This window comes from Micromonospora sp. NBRC 110037 (genome assembly GCF_001652995.1).
In the GTDB taxonomy this organism is placed as follows: Bacteria; Actinomycetota; Actinomycetes; order Mycobacteriales; family Micromonosporaceae; genus Micromonospora; species Micromonospora chalcea.
The window spans coordinates 555,523-580,577 of sequence record NZ_BBVA01000003.1 but is presented as its reverse complement, the minus strand read 5'-3'; the positions used below and the strand labels follow the sequence as shown (position 1 = coordinate 580,577).

At 72.6% G+C, this 25,055-nt stretch carries 22 protein-coding genes and 1 tRNA gene; 12 read left to right on the top strand and 11 right to left on the bottom strand.

Features of this window, described 5'->3' with window-relative positions; translation table 11 throughout:
- The first annotated feature begins 5 nt into the window (after positions 1-5).
- Genes A4R25_RS12685 through A4R25_RS12670 form a run of 4 tightly spaced genes read left to right on the top strand, consistent with a single transcriptional unit; the run spans position 6 to position 4,202 of the window.
- On the top strand, positions 6-1,010 hold the full coding sequence (locus tag A4R25_RS12685) for an ABC transporter permease (protein WP_013289048.1): 1,005 nt from the start codon (positions 6-8) through the stop codon (positions 1,008-1,010).
- Entirely contained in the window at positions 1,007-1,975 is a 969-nt protein-coding gene (locus A4R25_RS12680) for an ABC transporter permease (RefSeq protein WP_064446815.1), read from the top strand. The genes A4R25_RS12685 and A4R25_RS12680 overlap by 4 nt, the downstream gene beginning before the upstream one ends.
- 11 nt (positions 1,976-1,986) lie before the next feature.
- The gene (locus tag A4R25_RS12675; RefSeq protein WP_064446814.1) at positions 1,987-3,102 is read left to right on the top strand and encodes an ABC transporter ATP-binding protein; all 1,116 of its coding nucleotides are present in this window, start codon (positions 1,987-1,989) and stop codon (positions 3,100-3,102) included.
- Positions 3,099-4,202: an ABC transporter ATP-binding protein gene (locus A4R25_RS12670; protein ID WP_013474957.1), complete on the top strand. Its 1,104-nt coding sequence runs from the start codon at positions 3,099-3,101 to the stop codon at positions 4,200-4,202. The genes A4R25_RS12675 and A4R25_RS12670 overlap by 4 nt, the downstream gene beginning before the upstream one ends.
- A 55-nt stretch (positions 4,203-4,257) precedes the next feature.
- On the opposite strand, the gene A4R25_RS12665 is transcribed toward A4R25_RS12670, so the two are convergent.
- The gene (locus A4R25_RS12665; RefSeq protein ID WP_013474958.1) at positions 4,258-4,710 is read right to left on the bottom strand and encodes a hypothetical protein; all 453 of its coding nucleotides are present in this window, start codon (positions 4,708-4,710) and stop codon (positions 4,258-4,260) included.
- The gene (locus A4R25_RS12660; protein WP_013474959.1) at positions 4,692-5,351 is read right to left on the bottom strand and encodes an HNH endonuclease family protein; all 660 of its coding nucleotides are present in this window, start codon (positions 5,349-5,351) and stop codon (positions 4,692-4,694) included. The genes A4R25_RS12665 and A4R25_RS12660 overlap by 19 nt, the downstream gene beginning before the upstream one ends.
- A gap of 108 nt (positions 5,352-5,459) precedes the next feature.
- On the opposite strand from A4R25_RS12660, the gene A4R25_RS12655 reads away from it, so the two are divergent.
- Positions 5,460-6,899 (top strand): MFS transporter, encoded by a 1,440-nt coding sequence (locus tag A4R25_RS12655; protein ID WP_064446813.1) that lies wholly within the window; start codon positions 5,460-5,462, stop codon positions 6,897-6,899.
- Between the two features lie 24 nt (positions 6,900-6,923).
- On the opposite strand, the gene leuA is transcribed toward A4R25_RS12655, so the two are convergent.
- Positions 6,924-8,669 carry a 2-isopropylmalate synthase gene (leuA, locus tag A4R25_RS12650; RefSeq protein ID WP_064446812.1) on the bottom strand — a complete coding sequence of 582 codons (1,746 nt, stop codon included), beginning with the start codon at positions 8,667-8,669 and terminating at the stop codon, positions 6,924-6,926.
- Positions 8,670-8,907: 238 nt separating this feature from the next.
- Positions 8,908-10,182, bottom strand: a complete 1,275-nt coding sequence (locus A4R25_RS12645; protein WP_064446811.1) for an MFS transporter — start codon at positions 10,180-10,182, stop codon at positions 8,908-8,910.
- A gap of 71 nt (positions 10,183-10,253) precedes the next feature.
- Here A4R25_RS12645 and A4R25_RS12640 point away from each other — a divergent pair, with 71 nt between their 5' ends.
- Entirely contained in the window at positions 10,254-11,240 is a 987-nt protein-coding gene (locus tag A4R25_RS12640; protein WP_064446810.1) for a DUF5937 family protein, read from the top strand.
- A gap of 10 nt (positions 11,241-11,250) precedes the next feature.
- Here A4R25_RS12640 and A4R25_RS12635 read toward each other — a convergent pair whose 3' ends face one another.
- Complete coding sequence (locus tag A4R25_RS12635; protein WP_051611336.1) at positions 11,251-12,015, bottom strand: hypothetical protein; 765 nt, start codon at positions 12,013-12,015, stop codon at positions 11,251-11,253.
- 238 nt (positions 12,016-12,253) lie between these two features.
- Here A4R25_RS12635 and A4R25_RS12630 point away from each other — a divergent pair, with 238 nt between their 5' ends.
- Entirely contained in the window at positions 12,254-13,519 is a 1,266-nt protein-coding gene (locus A4R25_RS12630) for an aspartate kinase (RefSeq protein WP_030502103.1), read from the top strand.
- Positions 13,520-13,525: 6 nt separating this feature from the next.
- A complete protein-coding gene (locus tag A4R25_RS12625) occupies positions 13,526-14,584 on the top strand; it encodes an aspartate-semialdehyde dehydrogenase (protein WP_043327848.1) in 1,059 nt (352 codons plus the stop codon).
- Positions 14,585-14,683: 99 nt separating this feature from the next.
- Here A4R25_RS12625 and A4R25_RS12620 read toward each other — a convergent pair whose 3' ends face one another.
- On the bottom strand, positions 14,684-16,135 hold the full coding sequence (locus tag A4R25_RS12620) for a diguanylate cyclase domain-containing protein (RefSeq protein WP_064446809.1): 1,452 nt from the start codon (positions 16,133-16,135) through the stop codon (positions 14,684-14,686).
- 178 nt (positions 16,136-16,313) lie between these two features.
- Here A4R25_RS12620 and A4R25_RS12615 point away from each other — a divergent pair, with 178 nt between their 5' ends.
- From A4R25_RS12615 to A4R25_RS12605, 3 genes are all read left to right on the top strand, one after another.
- Positions 16,314-17,093, top strand: coding sequence for a phosphodiesterase (locus A4R25_RS12615; RefSeq protein ID WP_043327850.1), 780 nt, complete (start codon positions 16,314-16,316; stop codon positions 17,091-17,093).
- Between the two features lie 11 nt (positions 17,094-17,104).
- Complete coding sequence (locus tag A4R25_RS12610; protein WP_231915504.1) at positions 17,105-17,884, top strand: histone deacetylase; 780 nt, start codon at positions 17,105-17,107, stop codon at positions 17,882-17,884.
- A gap of 315 nt (positions 17,885-18,199) precedes the next feature.
- Positions 18,200-19,942 (top strand): bifunctional UDP-sugar hydrolase/5'-nucleotidase, encoded by a 1,743-nt coding sequence (locus tag A4R25_RS12605; protein WP_064446808.1) that lies wholly within the window; start codon positions 18,200-18,202, stop codon positions 19,940-19,942.
- An 83-nt stretch (positions 19,943-20,025) separates the two neighbouring features.
- Here the strand turns inward: A4R25_RS12605 and A4R25_RS12600 are convergent, their stop codons facing one another.
- Positions 20,026-21,315: an MFS transporter gene (locus A4R25_RS12600; RefSeq protein ID WP_064446807.1), complete on the bottom strand. Its 1,290-nt coding sequence runs from the start codon at positions 21,313-21,315 to the stop codon at positions 20,026-20,028.
- Positions 21,316-21,425: 110 nt separating this feature from the next.
- On the opposite strand from A4R25_RS12600, the gene A4R25_RS12595 reads away from it, so the two are divergent.
- Positions 21,426-21,899 carry a hypothetical protein gene (locus tag A4R25_RS12595; protein WP_223201289.1) on the top strand — a complete coding sequence of 158 codons (474 nt, stop codon included), beginning with the start codon at positions 21,426-21,428 and terminating at the stop codon, positions 21,897-21,899.
- Between the two features lie 74 nt (positions 21,900-21,973).
- Here the strand turns inward: A4R25_RS12595 and A4R25_RS12590 are convergent, their stop codons facing one another.
- The 4 genes from A4R25_RS12590 to A4R25_RS12575 form a co-directional block, all read right to left on the bottom strand.
- On the bottom strand, positions 21,974-23,077 hold the full coding sequence (locus A4R25_RS12590) for a calcium:proton antiporter (RefSeq protein ID WP_043330855.1): 1,104 nt from the start codon (positions 23,075-23,077) through the stop codon (positions 21,974-21,976).
- Positions 23,078-23,154: 77 nt separating this feature from the next.
- On the bottom strand, positions 23,155-23,829 hold the full coding sequence (locus A4R25_RS12585) for an HAD family hydrolase (protein ID WP_043327853.1): 675 nt from the start codon (positions 23,827-23,829) through the stop codon (positions 23,155-23,157).
- 82 nt (positions 23,830-23,911) lie between these two features.
- Positions 23,912-23,988, bottom strand: a tRNA-Pro gene (locus tag A4R25_RS12580).
- A gap of 153 nt (positions 23,989-24,141) precedes the next feature.
- Positions 24,142-25,035 carry a metallophosphoesterase gene (locus A4R25_RS12575; protein WP_043327854.1) on the bottom strand — a complete coding sequence of 298 codons (894 nt, stop codon included), beginning with the start codon at positions 25,033-25,035 and terminating at the stop codon, positions 24,142-24,144.
- Between the last annotated feature and the right edge of the window lie 20 nt (positions 25,036-25,055).

Below are 25,055 nucleotides of genomic sequence, written 5' to 3'. Positions count from 1 at the left end.
CGCCCGTGTTCCGGTTCATCATCAGACGCCTGCTACAGCTGATACCAACGCTGTTCGGGCTCTCCGTCCTGCTGTTCATCTGGCTCCACCGACTTCCCGGCGGGCCCGAGACCGCGATCCTCGGTGAACGGGGCACGCCCGAGACGCGCGCCGCCATCCGGCGCAACCTCGGCCTCGACGAGCCGATCCTGGTCCAGTACGCCCGCTTCCTGCGGCGGATGATCCGGCTCGACCTGGGCACCTCGACCGGTACGAAGCGGGCCGTCACCACGGAGTTCGTGGAGCGGTTCCCCGGCACCGTCGAGCTGACCGTCATGGCCATGATCCTCGCGGTCGGCATCGGTATCCCGCTCGGCTACCTGGCCGCCCGCCGCCGCGGCCGGTTCCTCGACCACGCCTCGGTCGGCGGATCGCTCATCGGCATCTGCATCCCGGTCTTCTTCCTGGCGTACGTGCTCAAGGCGATCTTCGCGGAGAACCTGGGCTGGTTCCCCTCCAGCGGCCGGCAGGACCCGACCATCGGGGCGACCCGGGTCACCAACTTCTTCGTCCTCGACGGGCTCATGACCCGCGAGTGGGACGCCGCCGCCGACGCGCTCTGGCACCTCGTGCTGCCGGGCATCGCGCTCGCCAGCATCCCGCTCGCGATCATCGTCCGGATCACCCGGGCCAGCGTGCTGGAGGTGCTCAACGAGGACTTCGTCCGCACCGCCGAGGCCAAGGGCCTGACCGAGCGGACCGTCCGCCGCCGGCACGTGCTGCGCAACGCCATGCTGCCGGTGGCCACCTCGATCGGTCTCCAGACCGGTCTCCTGCTCTCCGGCGCGGTGCTCACCGAGACCGTGTTCGCGTTCAGCGGCATCGGCGCGTTCGTCGCCGAGTCGATCAGTCAGCGCGACTACCCGGTGCTGATGGGCTTCATCATGATCATTGCGGTGGTGTACGTGCTGGTGAATCTCCTGGTCGACCTCTCCTACAGCGTGATCGACCCGAGGGTGAGGGTGCGATGACCATCACCACTGGCAAGAAGCGCGAGAAGATCGACCGGCTCGCCGAGCTGGCCGCCCGCGACGACGAGCAGGGGGTGAGCCTCTGGAAGGAGGCGTTCCGCCGGCTGCGGCGCAACCCGGCGGCCGTCATCGGCGTGGTCATCCTGGCGATCTTCGTCCTGGTCGCGGTCATCGGGCCGTTCCTCGTCCCGTACAGCCCGACGGACTCCATCGGCATCCGCGAGGGCCTGGTCAAGTCCGGCCAGGGCATCATCCCGGGCATCTCCGCCGACCACTGGCTCGGCTTCGACCACCAGGGCCGGGACGAGTTCAGCCGGCTCATCGTCGGCGCCCGGCAGACGCTGCTCGTCGGCGTCGTCTCCACCCTGATCGGTCTCGCGGTCGGCGCTCTGATCGGCGGCGTCGCCGGTGCCGCGGCCGGCCTCGGCGGGCGCTGGGGCCGCTGGATCGACACCACCCTGATGCGCTTCATCGACATGCTGCTGGCCATGCCGAGCCTGCTGCTCGCGGTGAGCATCGCGGCGCTGCTCGGCGCCAGCCTCACCACCGTGATGATCGCCGTCGGTGTGGTGTCGGTGCCGATCTTCGCCCGGCTGCTGCGCGGCTCGATGATCGCGCAGGCCAACAGCGACTACGTGCTGGCCGCGACGTCGCTCGGCGTGAAGCGGTCCAAGATCGCCCTCACCCACGTGGTGCCGAACTCGATCGCCCCGGTCATCGTGCAGGCCACGCTGACGCTGGCGACCGCGATCATCGAGGCGGCCGCGCTGTCCTTCCTCGGCCTCGGCAACCCCGACTCGGCCATCCCGGAGTGGGGCGTCATGCTCGCCGACGCGCAGCCGTACCTGGGCATCCGGCCGGGCCTGGCGATCTATCCGGCGCTCGGCATCATCATCACCGCGCTCGGGTTCACCCTGCTCGGTGAGGCGATGCGCGAGGCCCTCGATCCGAAGCTGCGGAAGTAGGTCAGTCAGTCATGGCACTGCTCGAAGTGGACGACCTCTCCGTCACGTTCGCCCGTCGTGGGCAGCGCACCGTGCACGCGGTGGACGGGGTGTCCTTCTCGGTCGACGCCGGTGAGGTGGTCGGCCTGGTCGGCGAGTCCGGCTGCGGCAAGAGCGTCACGTCGCTGGCCATCATGGGCCTGCTGCCCAAGCAGCCGGGCCTGCGGGTCGGCGGCAAGGCGGTCTTCGACGGCACCGACCTGCTCCAGCTCGACGACCGGGCCCGCCGCGACATCCGCGGCCGGGACGTCGCGATGATCTTCCAGGATCCGCTGTCCTCGCTGAACCCGGTCATCCCGATCGGGCTCCAGGTGACCGAGGTGCTGGCCCGGCACCGGGGCATGAAGGGCGAGGCGGCCGCCAAGGAGGCCGCCGACCTGCTCGACCGGGTGGGCATCCCGGACCCTCGGCGGCGCCTCAAGGAGTACCCGCACCAGCTCTCCGGCGGCATGCGGCAGCGGGCCCTGATCGCCATGGCTGTCGCCTGCCAGCCCCGGCTGCTGATCGCCGACGAGCCGACCACCGCGCTCGACGTCACCATCCAGGCGCAGATCCTGGAACTGCTGAAGGACCTGGTCCGGGACTCCGGCACCGCACTGGTCATGATCACGCACGACCTCGGCGTGGTGGCCGGCATGTGCGACACCGTCAACGTGCTCTACGCCGGCCGGGTGGTGGAGACGGCCACCCGCCGTCCGCTGTTCCGCCAGCCCCGGCACCCGTACACCGAGGGTCTGCTCGCCTCGGTGCCGCGCCTCGACGCCGGCCGTGGCGAACGGCTGAACCCCATCCCCGGCTCGGTGCGCGACGTGCTGCCCTGGCCGGACGGCTGCGCGTTCGCCCCGCGCTGCGCCCGCCGCGTCGACGAGTGCGTGGGCGAACCGCCGGAGCTGGTGCTGACCCACGACGCGCGCAGCTACCGCTGCGTCAATCCGGTGCCGATCCCCGGCCTGACCCCGGAGGCGGACGCCCGGGCGACCGCGCCGACGACCACCGAACCGGGTGCCGTGCCGGCCCAGGCCGAACCGGCCGACCCGCCCGCCGTGCCCGGCTTCGGACCGGCTCCGCGCGAGGAGGAGACCCCATGAGCGACGACGACATCCTCGTCGAGGTCCGCGACCTGAAGGTGCACTTCCCGATCCGCCGGGGCGTGATCTTCGACCGGACCGTCGGGCACGTCAAGGCGGTCGACGGGGTCGACCTGAGCATCCCGCGCGGCAAGACGTACGGGCTGGTGGGCGAGTCCGGTTGCGGCAAGTCCACGCTCGGCCGGGCGCTGCTCCAGCTCACCCCGCCGACCGGCGGCGAGGTGACGTTCGACGGCGTCGAGCTGACCACGCTGCCCGCAGGCAAGCTGCGCTCGATGCGCCGCCGGATGCAGATGATCTTCCAGGACCCGATGTCCAGCCTGGACCCCCGGCAGAACGTCGAGTCGATCCTGACCGAGGGCCTCCAGACCCACGGCATCGGCGCGAACCGGGACGACCGGCGGCGGATCATCGGCGAGACGCTCGACGCGGTGGGCCTGCCGAAATGGGCGCTGTCCCGCTACCCGCACGAGTTCTCCGGCGGCCAGCGCCAGCGCATCGGCATCGCCCGCGCCCTGGTCCTCGGCCCGGAGCTGATCGTCGCCGACGAGCCGGTCTCCGCGCTGGACGTGTCGATCCAGGCGCAGGTGGTGAACCTGCTCGACGAACTCCAGGACAGCCTCGGCCTGACCTACCTGGTCATCGCGCACGACCTGGCCGTGGTGCGGCACATCTCCGACATCGTCGGCGTGATGTACCTGGGCGCGCTGGTGGAGGAGGCGCCGAGCGAGCGGCTCTACACCGAGCCGCTGCACCCGTACACCCGGGCGCTGATGTCGGCGGTGCCGGTGCCGGACCCGGACGTCGAGGACCGGCGCGAGCGCATCCTGCTCGCCGGCGACCTGCCGTCGCCCGCCAACCCGCCGTCGGGCTGCCGGTTCCACACCCGCTGCCCGTGGGCGCAGCCGACCCGTTGCGCCGACGAGCGGCCGGAGCTGCGCCAGATCGGCGCCAGCCGGGTCGCCTGCCACTGGGCCGAGCAGATCGCCGCCGGTGAGCTGCGCCCGCACGAGGTGACCGCGAAGATCACCCGGCCGGAGGGCGAGGGCGAGGAGCCGGGCGTGGTCTCCGCGCCCAGCGAGCCCGGATCGTACGTCTGACACGACGAAGCGCGTCCCCACCCCGGCCCGGGGTGGGGACGCGCTCGTTCGTCGGTCAGCCCTCGGGGCGATTGAGCAGACCCACCGCGATCGTGTGCACGGCGTCCAGCGCGGCCGGGTCGGCCAGCGGCGCGGAACCGCCGGTGACCGCGTACCACTCGTCGGCGTCCTTGTACTGCACCCGCAGCGTCACCCGGCCGTCGGCGTGCTCGGTGCGCAACGTCAACTCGCCGGTCACCACGCCCACCTCGTCCGTCATGACCCCGCCCGGCCCGGCGGTGATGTCAGCGGTCCGGTCCGCCGGTCCACCCGGCGCGCCGCCGGCCGGTGCACCCGGCACCGCGTCGGCGGTCATGCCCGCCCCGGCGACGTCGGCGGACGCCGGCTGCCGGCCGTCCGCCGTCATCCCGGCCGAGGCCGGACCGGCCGGTGCGGACTCCGGGGCCGGTGCGCCGCCTGCCTCCGGGGCCGGTGTGGCGCCCGGCCCGGTCACGGTTTGCTCGCCCATGTGCAGCCCTCCAGCATGTCGGTGAGAGCGGCCTTCTCGGCACTTGTCACAGTCAGCCGCCAGTAGTGCTTGACCGTCACCCAGTCCGCCGCGTACTGACACCAGGACGACCGGTTCGGCGGCTTCCACTGGGACGGATCCTGGTCACCCTTTGCCCGGTTGGACCGCGCCGAAACCGCGATGAGCTGCGGCCGGGTCAGGTCGTTGGCGAAGTCGCCGCGCTTCGAGTCGTCCCACTCGTCCGCGCCCGACCGCCACGCGGCGGCCAGCGGCACCGTGTGGTCGATGTCCACGTCCGAGGGATCGTTGAGCACCACGCCGTCGTAGACGCTCTCCCACCGGCCGCCGACCACGTTGCAGCCGGACAGCTTGATGCCCTCGCCGTCGCGTTGCAGCACGCTGTCGCGTACGTCGCAGTTCTTGCCGGTGCCGCGCCAGTGCGGGAAACGGGAGCGGCTGTAGCCCTTCATCGACCCGGCGGTGGCCACTGTGAGCTCACCGAGCTGCTTGTTGACGTTCCCGGCGGCGCTCGGCGGCGCCTCCGGCTCGGTGACCGACACGTCGCAGCCGGCCACGCCGAGGGCGAGCACCGCGCTCAGCGCGGCCGCCAGCCCGGCACGGGCTCCTGATCTCGTACGCACAGACGACACCTCTCCAGCTTGCGTGCTCCGGGCGAGTCCGCACAGTACCCGGCGGCGGTTTCCGCGATTCGTGGCGTCGACGGTGGGCGGCGGGCAGAGTGGTGAGACGTGACCGCACCCGCTCCCGCGCTGCGTACCGGCTCCGCCGCCGGACGCGGCACGCTGCTCGCCGCGATCCTCGCCTCCGGCATGGTGTTCCTGGACAGCACGGTCGTCAACGTCGCGCTGCCGCGCCTCGGCGCCGAACTGGACGCCACCGTCGCCGGTCTGCAGTGGACGGTGAACGGCTACCTGCTCATGCTCGCCGCGTTCGTGCTGCTCGGCGGCGCACTCGGGGACCGGTTCGGGCGGCGGCGCGTCTTCCTGCTCGGCGTGGTCTGGTTCGCGGTGGCGTCGGTGCTCTGCGGGCTGGCCCAGGACACCGGATGGCTCGTCGCCGCCCGGTTCCTCCAGGGCGCCGGCGGGGCGCTGCTCACCCCCGGCTCGCTGTCGGTGCTCCAGGCCAGCTTCCACCCGGACGACAGGGGCCGGGCCATCGGCACCTGGTCCGGGCTGTCCGGGGTGTCCACAGCGCTCGGTCCGCTGCTCGGCGGCTGGCTCATCGACACGCTCTCCTGGCGGTGGATCTTCTTCGTCAACCTGCCGCTGGCCGTCGGCGTGGTCCTCGCCGCGCTGCGCTGGGTGCCGGAGAGCCGGGACGAGGAGGCGTCGCGTACCGGGCAGGGGCGTCGGTTCGACGTGGCCGGTGCGCTGCTCGGCGCGCTCGCGCTCGGCGGGATCACGTACGCGCTGATCGACGCGCCGGCGCGCGGCCTGGACTCCCCGGCGGTGCTGGTCACGGCGGTGCTCGGAGTGGCCGCCGTGGTGGTGTTCGTGCTGGTCGAGCGGCGGCGCGGCGACACCGCGATGCTGCCCACCGGGCTGTTCTCCAGCCGGCTGTTCTCCGTGCTGAACGTCTTCACGGTGGTGGTGTACGCGGCGCTCGGCGGGTTCACCTTCTTCCTCGCCGTCTACCTGCAGAACGTGGTCGGCTGGTCGGCGCTGCTCACCGGCCTGGCCACGGTGCCGATGACGGTGCTGCTGCTGGTCGGCTCGCCGCGCGCGGGCGCGCTGTCGGCCCGCATCGGCCCCCGGCTGCCGCTCACCGTCGGCCCGGTGATCGCCGCGGCGGGTCTGCTGCTGTTGCGCCGGGTCGGGCCGGGCGCGTCGTACTGGGTGGACGTGCTGCCGGGCGTGACGCTGTTCGGCGCCGGGCTCACGCTCGTGGTGGCGCCGCTGACCACGTCGGTGCTCGGCGCGGTCTCGGACCGCTTCGCCGGGGTGGCGAGCGGCTTCAACAACGCCGCCTCCCGGGCCGGCGGCCTGCTCGCGGTGGCCGCGCTGCCGCTGCTGGTCGGGCTCTCCGGCACCGGGTACGAGCAGAAGGGCGCACTGGCCGACGCGTACCGGGGGGCGTTGGCGTGGTGCGCCGGGCTGCTGCTCGCCGGTGCGGTGCTCGCCGCCGTGCTGATCCACCGCCCGCCGAAGCAGAGCGGGGGCCCGGCCTGAGGCCGGACCCCCGCGTCGCCGGGATCAGGCGCGGGTGCGGTTCACCGCGCTCGTGACCGCCTTGATCGAGGCGGTGACGATGTTGGCGTCCACCCCGACGCCCCACACCGTGCGGCCGTCCACCTCGCACTCCACGTACGCGGCGGCCTGCGCGTCACCGCCGGAGGACAGCGCGTGCTCGTGGTAGTCGAGCACCCGTACCGCCACGCCCAGGGACTGCAACGCGTTGACGTACGCGTCGATCGGGCCGTTGCCGACAGCGGTGAGCGCGCGGGTGTCGCCGCCGAAGCCGACGCGGGCGTCGATCTCGACCTTGCCGTCGACGGTGCCGATGGTGTACCCGGCCAGCTTGACGGCCGGGTCGACCTGGTGGTCGACCAGGTAGTTGCGGGCGAAGATCTCCCACATGGCGCCCGGCTCGACCTCGCCGCCGTCGTGGTCGGTGACCTGCTGCACCACGCCGGAGAACTCGATCTGGAGGCGGCGCGGCAGGTCGAGCTGGTGCTCGGTCTTCATGATGTACGCGACGCCGCCCTTGCCGGACTGCGAGTTGACCCGGATGACCGCCTCGTAGGTGCGGCCCAGGTCCTTCGGGTCGATCGGCAGGTAGGGCACCGCCCAGGTGAAGTCGTCGACCGGCACCCCGGCCGCCGTGGCGTCGGCGTTCAGCGCGGCGAAGCCCTTGTTGATCGCGTCCTGGTGCGAGCCGGAGAACGCGGTGTAGACCAGGTCGCCCGCGTACGGGTGGCGCTCGTGCACCGGCAGCTGGTTGCAGTACTCGACGGCGCGCTTGATCTCGTCGATGTTCGAGAAGTCGATCATCGGGTCGATGCCCTGGGAGAACATGTTCAGGCCCAGCGTCACCAGGTCGACGTTGCCGGTGCGCTCGCCGTTGCCGAACAGGCAGCCCTCGATCCGGTCGGCGCCGGCCAGCAGGCCCAGCTCGGCGGCGGCCACGCCGGTGCCCCGGTCGTTGTGCGGGTGCAGGCTCAGCACCAGGCTGTCCCGCCGGGGCAGGCGCCGGTGCATCCACTCGATCGAGTCGGCGTAGACGTTCGGCATCGCCATCTCGACGGTGGCCGGCAGGTTGATGATCAGCTTCCGGTCCTGCGTCGGGTCGATCACGTCGATCACCGCCGAGCAGACCTCCAGCGCGTACTCCAGCTCGGTGCCCGTGTACGACTCCGGCGAGTACTCGTAGTGGATGTCGGTGTCCGGGGTGTGGATCTCCGCGTACTTCTGGCACAGCCGCGCGCCCTGCGTGGCGATGTCGGTGATGCCGTCGCGGTCCAGGCCGAAGACCACCCGGCGCTGCAGCGTCGAGGTGGAGTTGTAGAAGTGCACGATGGCCCGGCGGGCGCCGCGCAGCGACTCGAAGGTCCGCTCGATCAGGTGCTCCCGGCACTGGGTCAGCACCTGGATGGTGACGTCCTCGGGAATCAGGTCCTGTTCGATCAGCTGCCGTACGAAGTCGTAGTCGGTCTGGCTCGCCGACGGGAAGCCGACCTCGATCTCCTTGTAGCCCATCTGCACCAGGAGCTGGAACATCCGGCGCTTGCGCTCGGGCGACATCGGGTCGATCAGCGCCTGGTTGCCGTCGCGGAGGTCGACTGCGCACCAGCGGGGCGCGGCCTCGACGCGGCGGGTGGGCCAGGAGCGGTCCGGCAGGTCGACGCCGAACTCCCTGTCGTACGGGACGTAGCGGTGGACCGGCATCCGGCTGGGGCGCTGGCTGGCGAACGGATCGGTGGCGGTGACAGGTTGAGCCATCTCGGAGTGCTCCCTGGAACATGTGGCGTCAGCAGATCGGAAAGGTGTCGGCGGAATGCCGGGCGACGGTGCGCGGCGGTGCCGAGAAGAAGATCGGATGTGCTGGACGGCGCGTAGCGACTCCGCGACGAGGTGCCGGCCGGTCAGGCCTCGTCGCGGCAGCCAAGGAGAAGGTACGCGCGCCACATGACAAGGTCACCCTACGTGGTGGGACGTGCCGTGGGAAGGCTGGTCCGGACTATGGGACCAGAGTCACGGAGCCGGAGGGCTTCGCCACGTCCGGTAGCCGAGGTGTCCGTTCCGCCCGGGTCACCGCGGGCACGATCGCCAGTCCGACGAGGATGAAGATCGCCGCGGCCGGGTACCAGCCCCAGCCGCCGGTGCTCACGCCGAGCGCGGTCAGCCCGGCCGGAGCGATCAGGAACTGCAACTGGGAGCCGAGCCCGAACGCGCCGACGTACGCGCCGCGCTGGGCGGCGGGTGGCAGCGTGGCGGTGAGTCCCCAGGCGCCCGCCGACTCGATCAGCTCCGCCAGGATGAGCAGTGTCGCGGCGGCCACCAGCGCGACCACGGTGAGCGCTCCCCGGGTCGCGCCGGAAATCGGCAGGACCAGGCAGAACAGGGCGATCAAAACCGCGCCCCGACGGGACGCCCGGGCCGCGCCCGGCGCGTCGTCCGCGCCCCGGCTGGCGCGTACCTGGAACAGCACGATCAGCACGGTGTTGAGCAGCACCAGCCCGGCGATGATCGTCTTCGGCGCGTCGGTGTGGGTGAGGATCCACAGCGGCATCACCGTCAGGTAGAGCGTCTGGTGCGCGGTGAGCAGCCCGGAGAGCAGCGCGACGGTCATGAACGGCCGGTCCCGCAGCACCGCCAGCCGGCTCATCGGCTCGGCCGTGCGGGTCACCTCCGGCAGCCGGGGCAGCCGGCGGACGAAACCGGCGGTCACCAGGAAGACCACGGCGATGAACCAGACCATCCCGCGGTACGCCCAGATCGTGTCGACGGCCAGCACCAGGCCGCTGATCAGCGCGCCGATCCCGAAGCCGACGTTCAGCGAGGAGCGCTGGTAGGCCATGGCGGTGACCCGTTCCTCCGGGCGCAGCACGTTGATCGAGTAGACCTGGCGGGCCACGCCGGTCGCCGCGCCCGTCACGGCCAGCGCGATCACCACCGCGAGGAACCCGGCGAAGCCGCCGACGAACGGGTACGCCGCGAACAGCGCCGCGTCCAGCAACAGGCAGACGATCCACACCCGCTGCGGCCCGTACCGGTCGGTGAGCCCGCCCAGCGGCACGGTGCCGAGCAGGGACGCGCCGGCGGCGAGGGAGAGGCCGAGACCCACCTGGGCCGGACTCAGCCCGAGCGCCCGGGTGAAGAACACGGCGCTGCCCGCCTGGAACAGTCCGGTGCCGACGGCGTAGACCATCGCCTGCACGGCCAGGGCGCGGGTCAGCCCGGCCGGTGGTACGACGTCGCGGACGGCGGTGCGGATGCTCTCTCTGGCCCCCATGACCGATGAGCAGATCGTGCCCCCCACGCGCCGGTCGAGCCTTTTAGGCTGAGTCGAATCGGGGGGTGCGCATGTCCGAGTTGCGGTTCACGCTGGCCGACGTCGCGGGCGTGCGGTTCGGTGTGTCGCCGGCCAACGAGACGGTCATGAGCCTGTGGGCGCTCGCCGATCCGGCCCGCTATCCGGTGCACCTGCAGTGGATCGACCGGGCCCGGGCGACGCTGCGCCGCCCGGAGGTGGCCGAGCGCGTCGCTCCGCTGGTGCACCTCACCCTGCCGCGCCGCTGGCTGCCCGACTTCCTCACCCCGGCGGCCCGCCCCGGGGTGGAGATGGACGGCCAGCTCGACCAGATCGCCGCGACGCCACCCGACGTGGTGGTCCGGGACCTGCTGGCGACCACGCCGAGCGGACCACTACGCCCGTTCGGGCGGGCGTTGCTCGCCGACCCGACCGAGCTGTTGCCGCCGCTCGTCGAGGCGATGCGGGTCTGGTACGACGAGGCGATCGCCCCGGACTGGCCGCGGATGCGAGCGGTGCTCGACGCCGACGTCGCGTACCGGGCGGCCCAGCTCGCCGAGGGCGGGACGGGGAATCTGTTCGAGCGGCTCCACCCCGGCCTGCGGTGGCTCGGCGACCGGGTGGTCAGCGACGACCCGTTCGAGCGGGACTTCGACCTGCGGGGGCGAGGGCTGGCGTTGAACCCGAGCGTGTTCAGCCGCCAGCGGGTGCTGTGGAACCTGCTGGAGGACTCGTTGCCGGCCGCGGCGTACCCGGTTCGGGCGGTCGGGACGCTGTGGGAACGCGGACCTGAACCGGCCGGCGACGCGCTCGCCCGGGTGGTCGGCGGCGGTCGGGCCGCCCTGCTGAACCTGCTCGACGCGGCGACGACCACCACGGACCTCGCCCGGCTCACCGGGCTGTCCGCCGGGAACGTGTCCCAGCACCTCTCCGCGCTGCACGCCGCCGGTCTCGTCACCCGGTCCCGCGCCGGGCGGCACGTGCTCTACCGCAACACCGAGGTCGGTGCCGCGTTGCTCCGCGCCGCGCGTGGCGGCTGAGCGGAACGCGTCACGGCGCTCCCGGGCTCGGGGCGTCCCGGCTCACCGGCTCGCCGTCGGTCACCGCGCCGGCCAGCTCGACGGTGCCCGGCGCGGCGCCGGGCTCGCCGGTCAGCGTCAGCGTGCCGAAGCCGGCCCGGACCGCCGCCGGTGTGCCGTCCTCCCGGAAGCAGTAGATGCCCACGTCCAACGGCGCGTTCAGCGAGGCGGAGGTCGTGTCGACCGAGTAGCACCGGCCGGTGACGCCGGGCAGCGGCGCGGCGGGGGAGACAGCGAGCGGCGCGCGCCTGTCGGTCAGCACCTCCAGCCAGTCGGTGAACGGGTGCTGCACGCGGGGGTCGAGCCGGCGGGGTACCGCGTCGTCGGCGTCGCCGAGCCGGACACAGCTGGCCGCCTGCGTCCAGCCGGCCGAGGGCAGCGCGCACTGGAACAGCCCGTCGGAGGTGGCGGCGAGCGAGACGTCCACCGTCCCGTCCCGCCCCCAGCCGGGCACGTCGACCCGCCAGCTGCCGTCGTTGGCGCTGGTCACCGCCACCGTGCGGGGAGCGCCTTCGGCCGGGGTGAAGGAGTACGCGGCGGTGTGGTGCCGGTCCTGCGCGGCGGCGGCCAGCCCGGCCAGCTCGTCGCGGGCGGCGTCCACCTGCACCGGCACCGGGTCGGCGGAGCCGGTGGGCGCCGTCTCGGGCCGGTCGTTCACACAGGCGGCCAGCAGCGTCGGCAGGATGAGCGCGAGCGCGCCGGTCGCCCGGCGGGCTGCGCGTCGATGAGCGTGCACCGGCTCATTCTGCGTCGTCCGGGCGGCCGCGGACAGCCCACCGTACGGCTGTACCGCTTGGCGTGTCGCGTACTCCCGGGCTGGTGAGCCGCCCCACGCCGGGGCCGGATGGTGGGATCACCCGACCCGGCGTCGCGGGCCGCCCGATAGGCTGAGGCGGTCTGACACGCGCCGCCGGACCGAGAAACCCGGCGGCGTCGGCACGCTCAGGGTCGTCGCTGGGAGGGAGTGCACCGTCGTGGCACTCGTGGTGCAGAAGTACGGCGGGTCCTCCGTCGCCAACGCCGAGCGGATCAAGCGGGTGGCCGAGCGCATCGTGGCCGCGCGCAAGGCCGGCGACGACGTGGTCGTGGTGGTGTCCGCCATGGGCGACACCACCGACGAGCTGCTCGACCTCGCCAACCAGGTCAGCCCGCTGCCGCCCGGCCGCGAGCTGGACATGCTGCTCACCGCCGGGGAGCGGATCTCCATGGCGCTGCTCGCCATGGCCATCCACAACCTGGGGTACGAGGCCCGCTCGTTCACCGGTTCCCAGGCGGGCGTGATCACCACCTCGGTGCACGGCCGGGCCCGGATCATCGACGTGACCCCGGGGCGGCTCAAGGGCGCGCTGGACGAGGGCGCGGTGGTCATCGTCGCCGGCTTCCAGGGCGTCTCGCAGGACACCAAGGACGTCACCACGCTCGGGCGGGGCGGCTCGGACACCACCGCCGTGGCGCTCGCCGCCGCGCTGGAGGCGGACGTCTGCGAGATCTACACCGATGTGGACGGCATCTTCACCGCCGACCCGCGGATCGTGCCGAACGCCCGGCACATCACCCGGATCACCTACGAGGAGATGCTGGAGCTGGCCGCCTGCGGCGCGAAGGTGCTGCATCTGCGCAGCGTCGAGTACGCGCGGCGCGCGGGCTTGCCGATCCACGTCCGTTCGTCATACTCGACCAACACCGGCACGATGGTCACCGGATCGATGGAGGACCTTCCTGTGGAACAGGCACTGATCACCGGGGTCGCCCACGACCGCAGCGAAGCGAAGATCACGATCGTCGGCGTGCCCGACGAGCCGGGCGCCGCCGCGCGCATCTTCGACACGGTCGCCGGCGCGGAGATCAACATCGACATGATCGTGCAGAACGTGTCCACCGAGGGCACCGGCCGCACCGACATCTCGTTCACGCTGCCCAAGGCGGACGGCCCGACCGCGATGACCGCGCTCAGCAAGATCCAGGAGACGGTCAAGTTCAAGGGCCTGCTCTACGACGACCACGTCGGCAAGGTCAGCCTGATCGGCGCCGGCATGCGCTCGCACCCGGGCGTGGCCGCCGGCTTCTTCGCCGCCCTCGGCGCGGCCGGCGTCAACATCGAGATGATCTCCACCTCGGAGATCCGGGTCTCCGTGGTCTGCCGCGACACCGACCTGGACAAGGCGGTCCGCGCCATCCACGACGCCTTCGAGCTGGGTGGTGACACCGAAGCCGTCGTCTACGCCGGCACCGGGCGGTAACGCGCCGTGGCGTCGCTGCCCACCCTCGCCGTGGTCGGGGCGACAGGTGCCGTCGGTACGGTGATGTGCCAGATCCTCTCCTCCCGGCGCAACGTGTGGGGCGAGATCCGGCTGCTCGCCTCCGAGCGGTCGGCCGGCCGGCGCGTGCAGTGCCGGGGCGAGGAGCTGACCGTCCAGGCCCTCACCGCGGACGCTCTCGACGGCGTCGACGTGGCCATGTTCGACGTGCCGGACGACGTGTCGGCGCAGTGGGCCCCGGTCGCCGTCGCGCGCGGCGCGGTGGTGGTCGACAACTCCGGCGCGTTCCGGATGGACCGCGACGTGCCGCTCGTCGTCCCCGAGATCAACCCCGACCAGGTGCGCAACCGGCCCCGGGGCATCATCGCCAACGCCAACTGCACCACGCTGGCCATGATCGTGGCGATCGCCCCGCTGCACCGCGCGTACGGTCTGCGCGAGCTGGTGCTCGCGTCGTACCAGGCGGTGTCCGGGGCCGGGCAGGCCGGCGTGGACGCGCTGCACCTGCAGCTCGGCAAGATCGCCGGGGACCGGGCGCTCGGCTCCCGCGCCGGTGACGTGCGCCAGGCCGTCGGCGACGAGCTGGGTCCGTTCCCGGCGCCGCTGGCGCTCAACGTCGTACCGTGGGCGGGCTCGCTCGCAGACGACGGCTGGTCGTCGGAGGAGTTGAAGCTCCGCAACGAGTCCCGCAAGATCCTCGGGCTGCCCGATCTCAAGGTCTCCGCCACCTGCGTACGGGTGCCGGTGGTGACCGGTCACTCGGTCGCCGTGCACGCGGTCTTCGCCACCGAGGTGGACGCCGAGGAAGCCCGCGAGGTGCTGCGCAACGCGCCGGGCGTGATCCTGGTCGACGACCCGGCGTCCGGGGAGTTCCCGATGCCGATCGACGCGGTCGGCACCGACCCGTCCTGGGTGGGCCGCATCCGCCGCGCGGTGGACGACCCGAGAGCCCTCGACCTCTTCGTGACCGGCGACAACCTCCGCAAGGGCGCCGCCCTGAACACGGCCCAGATCGCCGAACTCCTCGCCAGGGAACTCACCGCCTAGCCCCGTCGATCTTGCACTTCGCGCCCTGGTATAAGGGGCAAATGCCCCGTGCTTCGGGCCGCAAGTGCAAGATCGCGGGATCGCGGGGGAGAAGGTGGGTCAGGCGGCGGAGAGGTGGACTCCGTCTCGGCCGTGGCGCTTGACCGCGTAGAGGGCCTGGTCTGCTCGGTGCAGGGTGCGCTCGGGGGACTCGCCGGGCCGCGGCAGCGCGATGCCGACGCTGATCGTCCGGCCGGTACGGCGGGCCGCCTCGGTGAGCCGCTCGGCGATCCGGACCGCCTCCTCCGGGCGGCTCACCTCGATCACCGCCACGAACTCGTCCCCGCCGGTCCGGTACAGCTCGTCGCCCTGGCGCAGCGCGCCCTCCAGTGCCCGGGCCAGCCCCACCAGCAGCCGGTCGCCGGCCTGGTGGCCGTACGTGTCGTTGACGTCCTTGAACCCGTCCACGTCGATCGCCAGCAGGGCGGTACGCCCCGGCGTGGCGGTGGCGATCCGCTGCCCGAACGGGCCGGTGTGCCGTAGCCCGGTGAGCGGGTCGGAGCTGGCCTGCTCGCGCAGCCGGGCCAGCGTACGCAGCCGGTCCAGGCAGGTCCACGCCTGCCCGGCGAGCAGTTCGATCAGGTTGACAGTGGTCGGGTCGGGGCGCAGGCGCTGCTCGTCGGCGACCAGCAGCACGCCGCCGGCAGCCGGCGTGCCGACCGGCACCGCCACCAGTGTGCGCGCGCCCGCCCGGGTCAGCGGCAGGTACTCCTCGGTGGGCGGGTGCCCCGCCTCGCCCAGCGTGTACGCCGAGCCGTACCGGTGGGCCCGGTCGATCATGCGGTCCAGCGCGGCCGGGCCGGCCTCGGCCAGCTCGGCGCGGATGCGTGCCTCCAACTCGCCGGGGGTGTCGGTGGGCGCGCCGAGGCGTGGGCCGCTCCGCCCGGTGAGGACCAGCACGGCGGCGGAGAGCGCCGACACGTCCCGGGCCGCGGCGAGCGCGGCGGTCATCAGGTCCCAGTCGGTCGGGGCGGCGGTGAACGCGGCGGCGTGCCGGAGCAGCTTCTCGCTGCGGCTCTCGGCCGGTGACCCGCCGAGCGCGGCGATCCGCCCGCCGAGGCGGTCGGCCACCAGTTCGGCGGTCTCCCGCCACGCCGCGAGCGGGACGGGCTCGCACCACTGCAGGTCGAGCACGCCGATGGGCCGGCCGTCCGGGTCACGTACCGGAACGCAGAGTTCGGCGGTGACGTCCGGCCGGACCGGCAGGTAGTCGGGGTCGGCGCTCACGTCGGGCACGACGGCGGTCACCCCGGAGGCGTACACCCGCCGCACCACCGAGGGTTCGGGTCGGTGGCGGGCGGGCGCGTCGGCGGTCGCCGGGACGTGCGAGAAGACCTGCCACGCGCCGGTGGCGGCGACGCAGCGCAGACGGTCGTGGACCCGGAGCAGGACGGCGGCGGTCGCCGGGGTGTGCCGGGCGAGCGCGGCGACCGTCCACTGGCACGCCTCCGGGACGGTGGACGCCGTGGGGAGGCGCACCGTGACGTCGCGGAGTACTCGCTCGTGATTCACGTCGTTCCTGCTCGGAGGGGGTAGGTCGCGATCAAGCGTACTCAGCGCGACCGTCACCGACCTTCGTACACATGTGCTATCCACAGGCTGTGGACGCAGCCTGTGGGCGGGATCGGGCCTGCGCGGGAAGGGCGCGTGGCGATAGCGTGAGGGCCCGGGCACCCCGAGGAGGCGGCCGATGCTCATCGCCCAGCTCAGCGACCCGCACGTGACCACCGGCCCGCTCGCGGCCGACCCGGCGTCCGGGCTGCACCGGGCGCTCGGCACGGTGCTCGCGCTGCGTCCCCGGCCCGACTGCGTGGTGATCACCGGCGACCTGACCGCCAACGGGCGGCCGGACGAATACCTCGCCCTGCGCGAGATCGTCGGCGCGTTCCCGCTGCCGGTGCATCTGGCCACCGGCAACCACGACGACCGCGAGTCGCTGCTCGACACGTTCGGCGGCACCCCCTACCTGGCCGGCGGCTTCTCGGCGCACTACCACGTCGACCTGCCGGACGCGACGCTCGTGGTGCTCGACTCGCTCACCCCGGGCAGCACCGGCGGCCGGCTCGGCGACGAGCAGCTCGCCTGGCTCGACGGGGTGCTCGGCGGGCGTACCGACGCGCCCGCCGTCGTGTGCCTGCACCATCCGCCGGTCGCGGTCGGCGTACCGGGCATGGACGCGATGGGCCTCGCGGACGCCGACGCGCTCGCCGCCGTGGTCGGCCGGCACCCCCATGTCGTACGCGTCGCCGCGGGGCACCTGCACCGCCAGGTGACAAGCGCGTTCGCCGGTACGGTGCTGACCGTCGCGCCGAGCACGTGGATCCAGGTGAGCCTGAGTATGTCCGACGAGGAGGAGCCGGGGTTCGTCGCCGAGCCGACGGCCTTCCTGCTGCACCTGGTCGCCGACGGCGGCTGCGTGACACACACCGTCCAGGTCAGCCACGCCGCCGGGCGCACCTGCTGGTTCTGACGGCGACGCCGATGCTCTGGTACGTCGCGTACGGCTCGAACCTGCACGCCGCCCGGCTCGACTGGTACCTGCGTGGCGGACGCCCACCCGGCGGGCTGCGCACGTACCCCGGCTGCCGGGACTGCCGGCCACCGCGCCGGACCGTCCCGGCGCTGATCCCCGGCGGGGTCTATTTCGCGGGCGAGTCGCGGGCCTGGACCGGCGGCATGGCGTTCTACGACCCGCAGCTGCCCGGCCGGGCGGCGGCGCGCGGCTACCTGGTGACCGTCGAGCAGTTCGCCGACATCGCGGCGCAGGAGATGTACCGGCCGCCGGGCGCCGACCTGGCCGGTATCCGCGCGGCGGTCGAGACCGGGCGGGCGAGGCTCGGGCCGGGCCGCTACGAGACGCTGCTGCGGGTCGGCGTCCGCGAAGGGCTGCCGATGCTCACGTTCACCGCGCCGCACCGCGCGGTGGAGGTGCCGTGGACCCGGCCCGCTCCGCTCTATCTCGGGATGCTGGCGCGCGGTCTGCGGGAGGCGCACGGCTGGGACACCGCGCGGATCGTCGGCTACCTGGCGGGCCGTCCGGGAGTCGCCGGGCGGTGGAACCGGCGGGCGTTGCGCGGGCTCGTCGCCGCCACCCACAGCCGGCTTTCGAACCGGCTCTCCGGGGCTTCGGTCGAATTCGGACAGTCCGTTGCGGATGTCGATCCGTCAGACGTGAACGACCGTTCGGCTCGCGATGGGTGTCCGCCAGGCGCTGATTCCGGCGAGGACGGTTGCCAGCGCAAGGAATTGCGCGTGACATGAGCGTCGGCGCCGGCTCCCTGTCCCTGGGAGCCGGCGCCCTTCACGACGCGGGCATCGACAGCGAGCGCCGCGCGGAAATTCACCAGACCGTCATGTCCGACTCGTCCGGCGGACCGGTACGGGTCTCCCACCACGTCGACGATTCCGAATGCCACCCCGGTCGACCTGAGGCCCGGTGGATGAGAAGCTACCCCCGAGCGGGGGTGGCGTTCCCCGATTGCCGCCTTCCACGATCGACCCCTGTCATGGCACGGACCAGGGCCACCGGGCGAACCATCGTCCGGACACCAGCATCGGTATCTCACGAGGAGTTCCATGTCCGTCACCGGGATGCGACGCCGGGCCGTAGTCGGCCTGGCCGCACTCGCCGCGACCGCGTTCACCGCTGTCGCCGTCACCCCCGACCAGGCCGAGGCGCGCCCGAAGCCGGTCGACGTCCAGCTGCTCGCGATCAACGACTTCCACGGCAACCTGGAGCCGCCGAGCGGGTCCAGCGGCACCATCGACGGCCAGCCGGCCGGTGGCGCGGAATACCTGGCCAGCCACCTGAAGTCGATGCGCGCCGAGGCCAAGAAGCAGGGCAAGGGCACCGTCACTGTCGCCGCCGGTGACCTGATCGGCGCCTCGCCGCTGCTGTCCGCCGCGTTCCACGACGAGCCGACCATCGAGGAGATGAACCTCGCCGGGCTGGAGTTCGCGAGCGTCGGCAACCACGAGTTCGACGAGGGTGCGGCCGAGCTGCTGCGCATGCAGCGCGGCGGCTGCCACCCGGTGGACGGCTGCGCCGACGGCACCCCGTTCGGTGGCGCCAAGTTCAAGTACCTCTCGGCGAACGCGTTCAAGACCTCCACCGGCCTGCCGCTGATGCAGCCGTTCGGCATCAAGATCGTCAAGGGTGTGCCGATCGGCTTCATCGGGATGACCCTGGAGGGCACCCCGAACATCGTCAGCCAGCAGGGCGTCGCCGGCCTGCGGTTCAGCGACGAGGCCGACACCGCCAACAAGTACGCCAAGATCCTGCGCCTGCTCGGCGTCAAGAGCATCGTCGTGCTGCTGCACGAGGGCGGCGTGCAGAACGGCGGCGGCATCAACGACTGCACCGGGTTCAGCGGCCCGATCGTCGACATCGCCAACCGGATGGACCCGTCCATCGACGTGATCGTCAGCGGGCACACCCACGCCGCGTACAACTGCAACATCAACGGCAAGCTGGTCACCAGCGCCAGCTCGTTCGGCCGCCTGGTCACCCAGATCGACCTGAAGATCGACCCGCGTACCCGCGACGTGGTGAGCGCGTCCGCGAACAACGTGGTGGTCACCCGGGACGTGGCGCCGGACAAGCCCTCGACCGACCTGATCAACCGGTACAAGACCGCGCTCGGCCCGGTGGCCGACCGGGTCGTCGGCGAGACCACCGCGGCGATCACCAAGACCCAGGAGAACCTGTACCAGACCGGGGTCGACGCCAACGGCAAGCCGACGTACCAGACCGGTGAGTCGCCACTGGGCAACCTGATCGCCGACGCGCAGCTCGCCGCGACCGACACCGAGCAGAACGCGGTCGCCGCGTTCATGAACCCCGGTGGCGTACGCGCCGACCTCGACGCCGGCCCGGTCACCTACGCCGAGGCGTTCACCGTGCAGCCGTTCGCCAACAACCTGGTGACGCTCGACCTGACCGGCGCGCAGCTCTACTGCATGCTGGAGCAGCAGTTCACAGTGGCGCGTGTGCTCTACGCGTCCTCGACCGTCAACTACGTCGTGGACGTCGACGGCACCACCGCGCCGGCCGGCACGCCGTGCGCCGGCACCCGGGTGGTCCGGGGCAGCCTCACCATCAACGGCACCCCGGTGACGGACACCGCCACCTACCGGGTCACCGTGAACAACTTCCTCGCCGGTGGCGGTGACGGCTTCAGCGTCCTGACCGGCGGCACCAACGCGGTGACCGGCCAGATCGACCTGGACGCCTTCACCGCGTACCTGACCGAGAAGTCGCCGGTCTCCCCGCCGGCGCTGGACCGGATCCGCACCACCACCGAGGTCGCCGCCGGCTGACCGCCGACCGCACCGCAGACGGGCCCCGGAGCGAATGCTGCGGGGCCCGTTCGCGTGTCAGGCCGCCGGGGACGTGTCCCGGGTCAGGTCGCCCGCGCGGGCTCGGGCTCCGGCGCCTCGGCGGCCGTCAGGCGGCCGTCCTGCGCGGCGGTGAGCAGCGGACGCAGCGACAGCGCGAGCAGCGAGGCGGCCAGGCAGCCGCCCACCACGACCGCCACCCAGACCCGGCCGTTCGCCGCGCCGATCAGCGGCCCGGCGGTGACCGGGCCGACCACACCGCTGATCCCGAAGATCATCGAGCTCATCGCGTTGTACCGGCCACGCAGCTCGTCGGTGGCGAGCGCGTTCGTGAGCGCGGGCATGACCGGAGACAGCATCGTCTCGCCGAACCCGAAGATCGCCGAGCAGGCCACCACGCCGAGCGCCGCGAGCAGCGCGTTGCCGCTGCCCACCACGCCGGCCGCGCCGAGCACCAGCCACGCGCCGGCGAACACCGCGCCGACGGTGGCCAGCGCACGGGTACGGCTGCGCCCCTCCAGCCGCCGGATCACCAGCAGCTGGGAGAGCACGATCATGACGGTGTTCGCGGCGAGCGCCCACGCCACCACGCGCGGCGTCACCTCGACCACCCGCACCGAGTACGCCGCGAAGCCCACCTCGATCTGCGCGTACCCGCAGGTGGTGAGCACCAGGCCGAAGATGACCAGGCGGCGGAACGGCCGGTCCCGCAGCACCGTGAGGTAGCCGCCGGTCCTCCGATCGGCGGCCTTCGCCCCCGTGGCCGCGACCGGCCGGCGCCCCACGTGCGGCAGCGTCAGCAGGATCAGCGCCGGCGTCAGGTAGCTCACCGCGTCCAGCAGGTAGATCACCTCGAACGTGACCGGACGGGCCACGTCGACCACCGCGCCGGAGATCAGGCCGCCCGTGCCGATACCGAGGTTGAGCAGCGCGAAGTTGAGCCCGAAGACGCGCTGCCGCTCGCCGTCGTCGGTGAGCGAGGCGAGGATCGTGTTCTGCCCGGCCCAGATCGCCGAGCTGCCGACGGCGATGAGCGTCATCACGCCGAACGCCGAGGCGGTCGAGTCGACGAGCGCCAGTGAGCCGACGCCGATCGCCTCGATCACCAGGCAGGGCAACACGACCCGGCGCGCGCCGAAGCGGTCGATGAACGTGCCGGCCAGCGGCGAGAGCGCCAGCGTGACAGCGCCGAACCAGCCGATCACCAGCCCGGCCCGGGTGTCGGTCAGGCCGCGTACGTCGGTGAGGTAGATGAACAGGAACGGCAGGGTGAGGCCGCGACCGACCGCGGAGAACAGGGTGCCGAGCAGGATCCGGCGGGCTTCGGGACGGGCGGGCAGGGCGCGGCGCAGCATGGCAGGGATTCTGTGCTTCGGGTACGACTCTCGCGACCCGTTTACCCCTTACACACGCGGTCGCTGGGCCGGAAGGTGAGCGAACACACGTGCTCTGCCATGCTGACCCGGTGACGACGACCTGGCGGCACCTGCCCGCACCGGCCCGCGAGATCGCCGAGACGGCCACCGACGCGGTGGGCGCCGCGCAGGCCCGCGACGCCGAGGCGTACGCCCCGGCCGTCGAGCGGCTGGCCACCGCCGACCGGTCCGGGCTGGTGCTCGGCGGTGTGGTCCGGCTGCTGCTGGAGGAGGGGCATCCGGACGGGCTGGACGGCGACGACGTACGCCAGGTGCTGGAACAGTGCGTCCGGTCGGCGGCGGCCTGGTGGCCCGACGTCGACCCGCACGTGCTGCTGGTGCTGCTGGCCGGGGCGCTCGGCGTCTACGACCCCGGTGACGACGACAATCCGCCCGGCCCGGCAGCGGTCGCCCGGCACGCGCCGCTGCTCGTGGCCGACCTGCTGGCGGTCACCGGACGACCGTTCGCCGAGTACCTGACCGCCGCGTTCGCCGAGGTGGCGCGCACGGAGACGCACGACTGACGGACCCGTTGGCCGGCGGCTCACCGGCCGGCGGCTGGCGCGTCGGTTTACGGGCCCGCGGCTGGCGCGTCGGCCTACGGGCTCGCGGCCAGGAAGACGAACGCGGCGAGCAGCACCAGGTGCACGCCACCCTGGAGCACTGTGGCCCGACCCGGCACCACGGTGAGCACCGCTGTGACAGCGGTCAGCGCCAGCAGCGTCATCTGGGTGCCGCCCAGGCCCAGCATCAGCGGCCCGTCCAGCCAGATCGAGGCGATCGCGATGGCCGGGATGGTCAGGCCGATGCTGGCCATGGCCGAGCCGAGCGCGAGGTTGAGGCTGATCTGCACGCGGTCCCGCCGGGCCGCCCGGGCGGCGGCGAGCGTCTCCGGCAGCAGCACCAGCAGCGCGATGACCACGCCGACGAACGCCTGCGGCAGGTTCGCCGCGCTGACCGCGGTCTCGATCGCCGGAGAGATCGTCTTCGCGTCGCCGACCACCGCGACCAACGCCACCACCAGCAGGGCCAGGCTGGCCAGGGCGGTACGTGTGGACGGCGGCTCGGCGTGGCCGTCGCCGGTCTTGTCCTCGGCGAGGATGCTGCCCTCCTGGGTGACCGGGAGGAAGTAGTCGCGGTGCCGGCCGGTCTGCACCATCACGAACAGCAGATAGAGGGCCAGCGAGGCGACCGCCGCGAAGGCGAGCTGGGCGGGGGAGAACTCCGGACCCGGCCGGCTCGTGGTGAACGTCGGCACCACCATGCTGAGCGTGGCGAGCGTCGCCACCGTCGCCAGCGCCCCTCCGGTGCCCTCCGGATTGAACACCGCCACCTGCCGGCGCAGCGCGCCGAGCAGCAGCGACAGGCCGAGGATGCCGTTGCAGGTGATCATGACGGCGGCGAAGACGGTGTCCCGCGCCAGCGCCTGCGTCTTGTCCCCACCGCTGATCATCAGCGTGACGATCAGACCGACTTCGATCACGGTGACCGCCACCGCCAGCACGAGCGAGCCGTACGGCTCACCGACCTTGTGCGCCACCACCTCGGCGTGGTGTACGGCCGCCAGCACAGCCGCGGCGAGCAGGGCCGCCACCACGAAGATGAGCGGGCCGGGCAGCTCCCGTCCCCAGGTCATCACGAGCACGAGCACGGCGACCAGGGGCGCGACGGTGGTCCAATCGGTCAGGCGGGATCGGATCATCGGCGGCATGCGCATAACTTTGCCAGGCGGCAGGGTCGACGCCGCGTGGCGGGGTGGCCTCGGGCAGTCCTGTCGATCTATTCGGTCGAGGCCGTTTGCTCCACATGGGTGGGCAGGTCACGGAGGTTCGCGATCACCGGTCCGATCCAGCCGGGATCGGTGTCCTGGTGCTCGGTGGTCCGCAGCACCGTCATGCCGACCGCCGCCGCGCCGGCCAGTTCGCCGTCCGCGCCGTCGCCCACGTAGACGCATTCCGCCGGCGCGACGCCCAGGCGCTGCGCGGCGGTGCGGTAGATCGCCGGGTCCGGCTTGGCCAGCCCGACCGCGCTGGAGAAGACCGCGACGTCGAAGCGCCGGGCGAGTGGGCCGGCCGCCCACGCCTCGGCGGTCTCGGAAGTGGCATTGCTGATCAGGGCCAGCCGGTGGCCGCGCTCGCGCAGCGCGTCGAGCACGTCCAGGGTGCCGACCGGGACGCGGCCCAACACGCGGCGGGCCAGCGCACGCCGATGCGCGGCGGCGCGGCTTACCTGCTCGTCCGTCGGCGAGCCGCCGAGGCGTTCGGCGAGGATGCGGACGGTCTCCTCCGCGCTCCACCGGACGAGCCGGTCCCGCCACGTCGCGTGGTACGCGGCGACGAGCGCCGCCGGAGCCACCCCGACCAGGAGCGCCATCTCGCCGACCACCCGGTCCCGCTCGTCGTCGGCGCCGTGGACCAGGGTGTGGAAGAGGTCGAAGACGACCGGCCGTGGCATGCCGGGATCCTACTGCGAGGGTGATCACGGCTGGGGAAACGCAGAGGGCACATCCGATGGATCGGATGTGCCCTCTTACCTCTGGTCGGGGTGGCCGGATTCGAACCGACGACCTCTTCGTCCCGAACGAAGCGCGCTACCAAGCTGCGCCACACCCCGAGGCGTGCCGACAAATAGTAGCCCACCCGCCCGCACGGTCAAACTCGGTACCCCCCCGCCCCGCGCGGGCGGCAGATCTTGGTACGAACCGGCCCTCGGAGGGGCGGGCGCGTACCAAGATCTGCCGGGAAGCGGGGACGCCGGGCGGCGGGGTCAGCGGGAGATCAGCGTGAGGATGCTGGCCTCGGGGGGGCAGGCGAAGCGGATGGGGGCGGTGGGGTGGGTGCCGAGGCCGGCGGAGACGTGCAGCCACGAGTCCGAGCCGGGCCAGCGGTGCAGTCCGCGCGCCATCGAGCGGGGCAGCCCGCAGTTGGTCACCAGCGCGCCGTACCCGGGCACGCACACCTGGCCGCCGTGGGTGTGCCCGGCGAGCAGCAGGCCGAAGCCGTCGGCCGCCATCCGGTCCAGCACCGCGGGCTCGGGGGAGTGGGACAGCGCGATCGACAGCGCCGCGTCGCCGCTGACCGGGCCGGCCACGGCGTCGTAGTCGTCGCGTTCGATGTGCGGGTCGTCCACGCCGACCAGCTCGATCTCCCGCCCGCCGGCCTTGAGCGAGGTGCGTGCGTTGTTCATGTCGACCCAGCCGGCGCCGGTGAGGATGTCGCGTAGTTCCTCGTACGGCAGGGGCGTGCCCTCGGTGTACTCCCGGTCCGGCAGGAAGTAGGTGAAGGGGTTCTTCAGGACCGGGCCGGTGTAGTCGTTGGAGCCGAAGACGAACGCGCCGGGCAGGTCGAGCAGCGGTTGCAGCGCGCGCAGCACGCCCGGCACCGACTCCGGGTGGGCCATGTTGTCGCCGGTGACCACGACCAGGTCCGGGTCGAGCGCGGCCAGCGAGGCCACCCAGTCCTGCTTGCGCCGCTGGGCGGGCATCATGTGCAGGTCCGAGAGGTGCAGCACCCGCAGCGGTTCGGCGTCGGTCGGGAGCACCGGCACGTCGTACCGGCGCAGGGTGAACATGTTGCGCTCGATGAGCGACGCGTACGCGAGGGTGGCCGCCCCGGCGGCGACGGTTCCGGCCGCGAGACGGAATAGTGTGCGCTTTCGCATGGCGTTCAGGGTAGTTTCAC

Bases quoted from the DNA above. Each gene is read 5' to 3' on its own strand.
- A4R25_RS12575 (WP_043327854.1), bottom strand. From the start codon at position 25,035: ATGCGAAAGCGCACACTATTCCGTCTCGCGGCCGGAACCGTCGCCGCC.
- A4R25_RS12680 (WP_064446815.1), top strand. From the start codon at position 1,007: ATGACCATCACCACTGGCAAGAAGCGCGAGAAGATCGACCGGCTCGCC.
- A4R25_RS12640 (WP_064446810.1), top strand. From the start codon at position 10,254: ATGTCCGAGTTGCGGTTCACGCTGGCCGACGTCGCGGGCGTGCGGTTC.
- A4R25_RS12615 (WP_043327850.1), top strand. From the start codon at position 16,314: ATGCTCATCGCCCAGCTCAGCGACCCGCACGTGACCACCGGCCCGCTC.
- A4R25_RS12665 (WP_013474958.1), bottom strand. From the start codon at position 4,710: ATGGGCGAGCAAACCGTGACCGGGCCGGGCGCCACACCGGCCCCGGAG.
- A4R25_RS12610 (WP_231915504.1), top strand. From the start codon at position 17,105: ATGCTCTGGTACGTCGCGTACGGCTCGAACCTGCACGCCGCCCGGCTC.
- A4R25_RS12645 (WP_064446811.1), bottom strand. From the start codon at position 10,182: ATGGGGGCCAGAGAGAGCATCCGCACCGCCGTCCGCGACGTCGTACCA.
- A4R25_RS12675 (WP_064446814.1), top strand. From the start codon at position 1,987: ATGGCACTGCTCGAAGTGGACGACCTCTCCGTCACGTTCGCCCGTCGT.
- A4R25_RS12600 (WP_064446807.1), bottom strand. From the start codon at position 21,315: ATGCTGCGCCGCGCCCTGCCCGCCCGTCCCGAAGCCCGCCGGATCCTG.
- A4R25_RS12670 (WP_013474957.1), top strand. From the start codon at position 3,099: ATGAGCGACGACGACATCCTCGTCGAGGTCCGCGACCTGAAGGTGCAC.
- A4R25_RS12605 (WP_064446808.1), top strand. From the start codon at position 18,200: ATGTCCGTCACCGGGATGCGACGCCGGGCCGTAGTCGGCCTGGCCGCA.
- A4R25_RS12585 (WP_043327853.1), bottom strand. From the start codon at position 23,829: ATGCCACGGCCGGTCGTCTTCGACCTCTTCCACACCCTGGTCCACGGC.
- A4R25_RS12590 (WP_043330855.1), bottom strand. From the start codon at position 23,077: ATGATCCGATCCCGCCTGACCGATTGGACCACCGTCGCGCCCCTGGTC.
- leuA (WP_064446812.1), bottom strand. From the start codon at position 8,669: ATGGCTCAACCTGTCACCGCCACCGATCCGTTCGCCAGCCAGCGCCCC.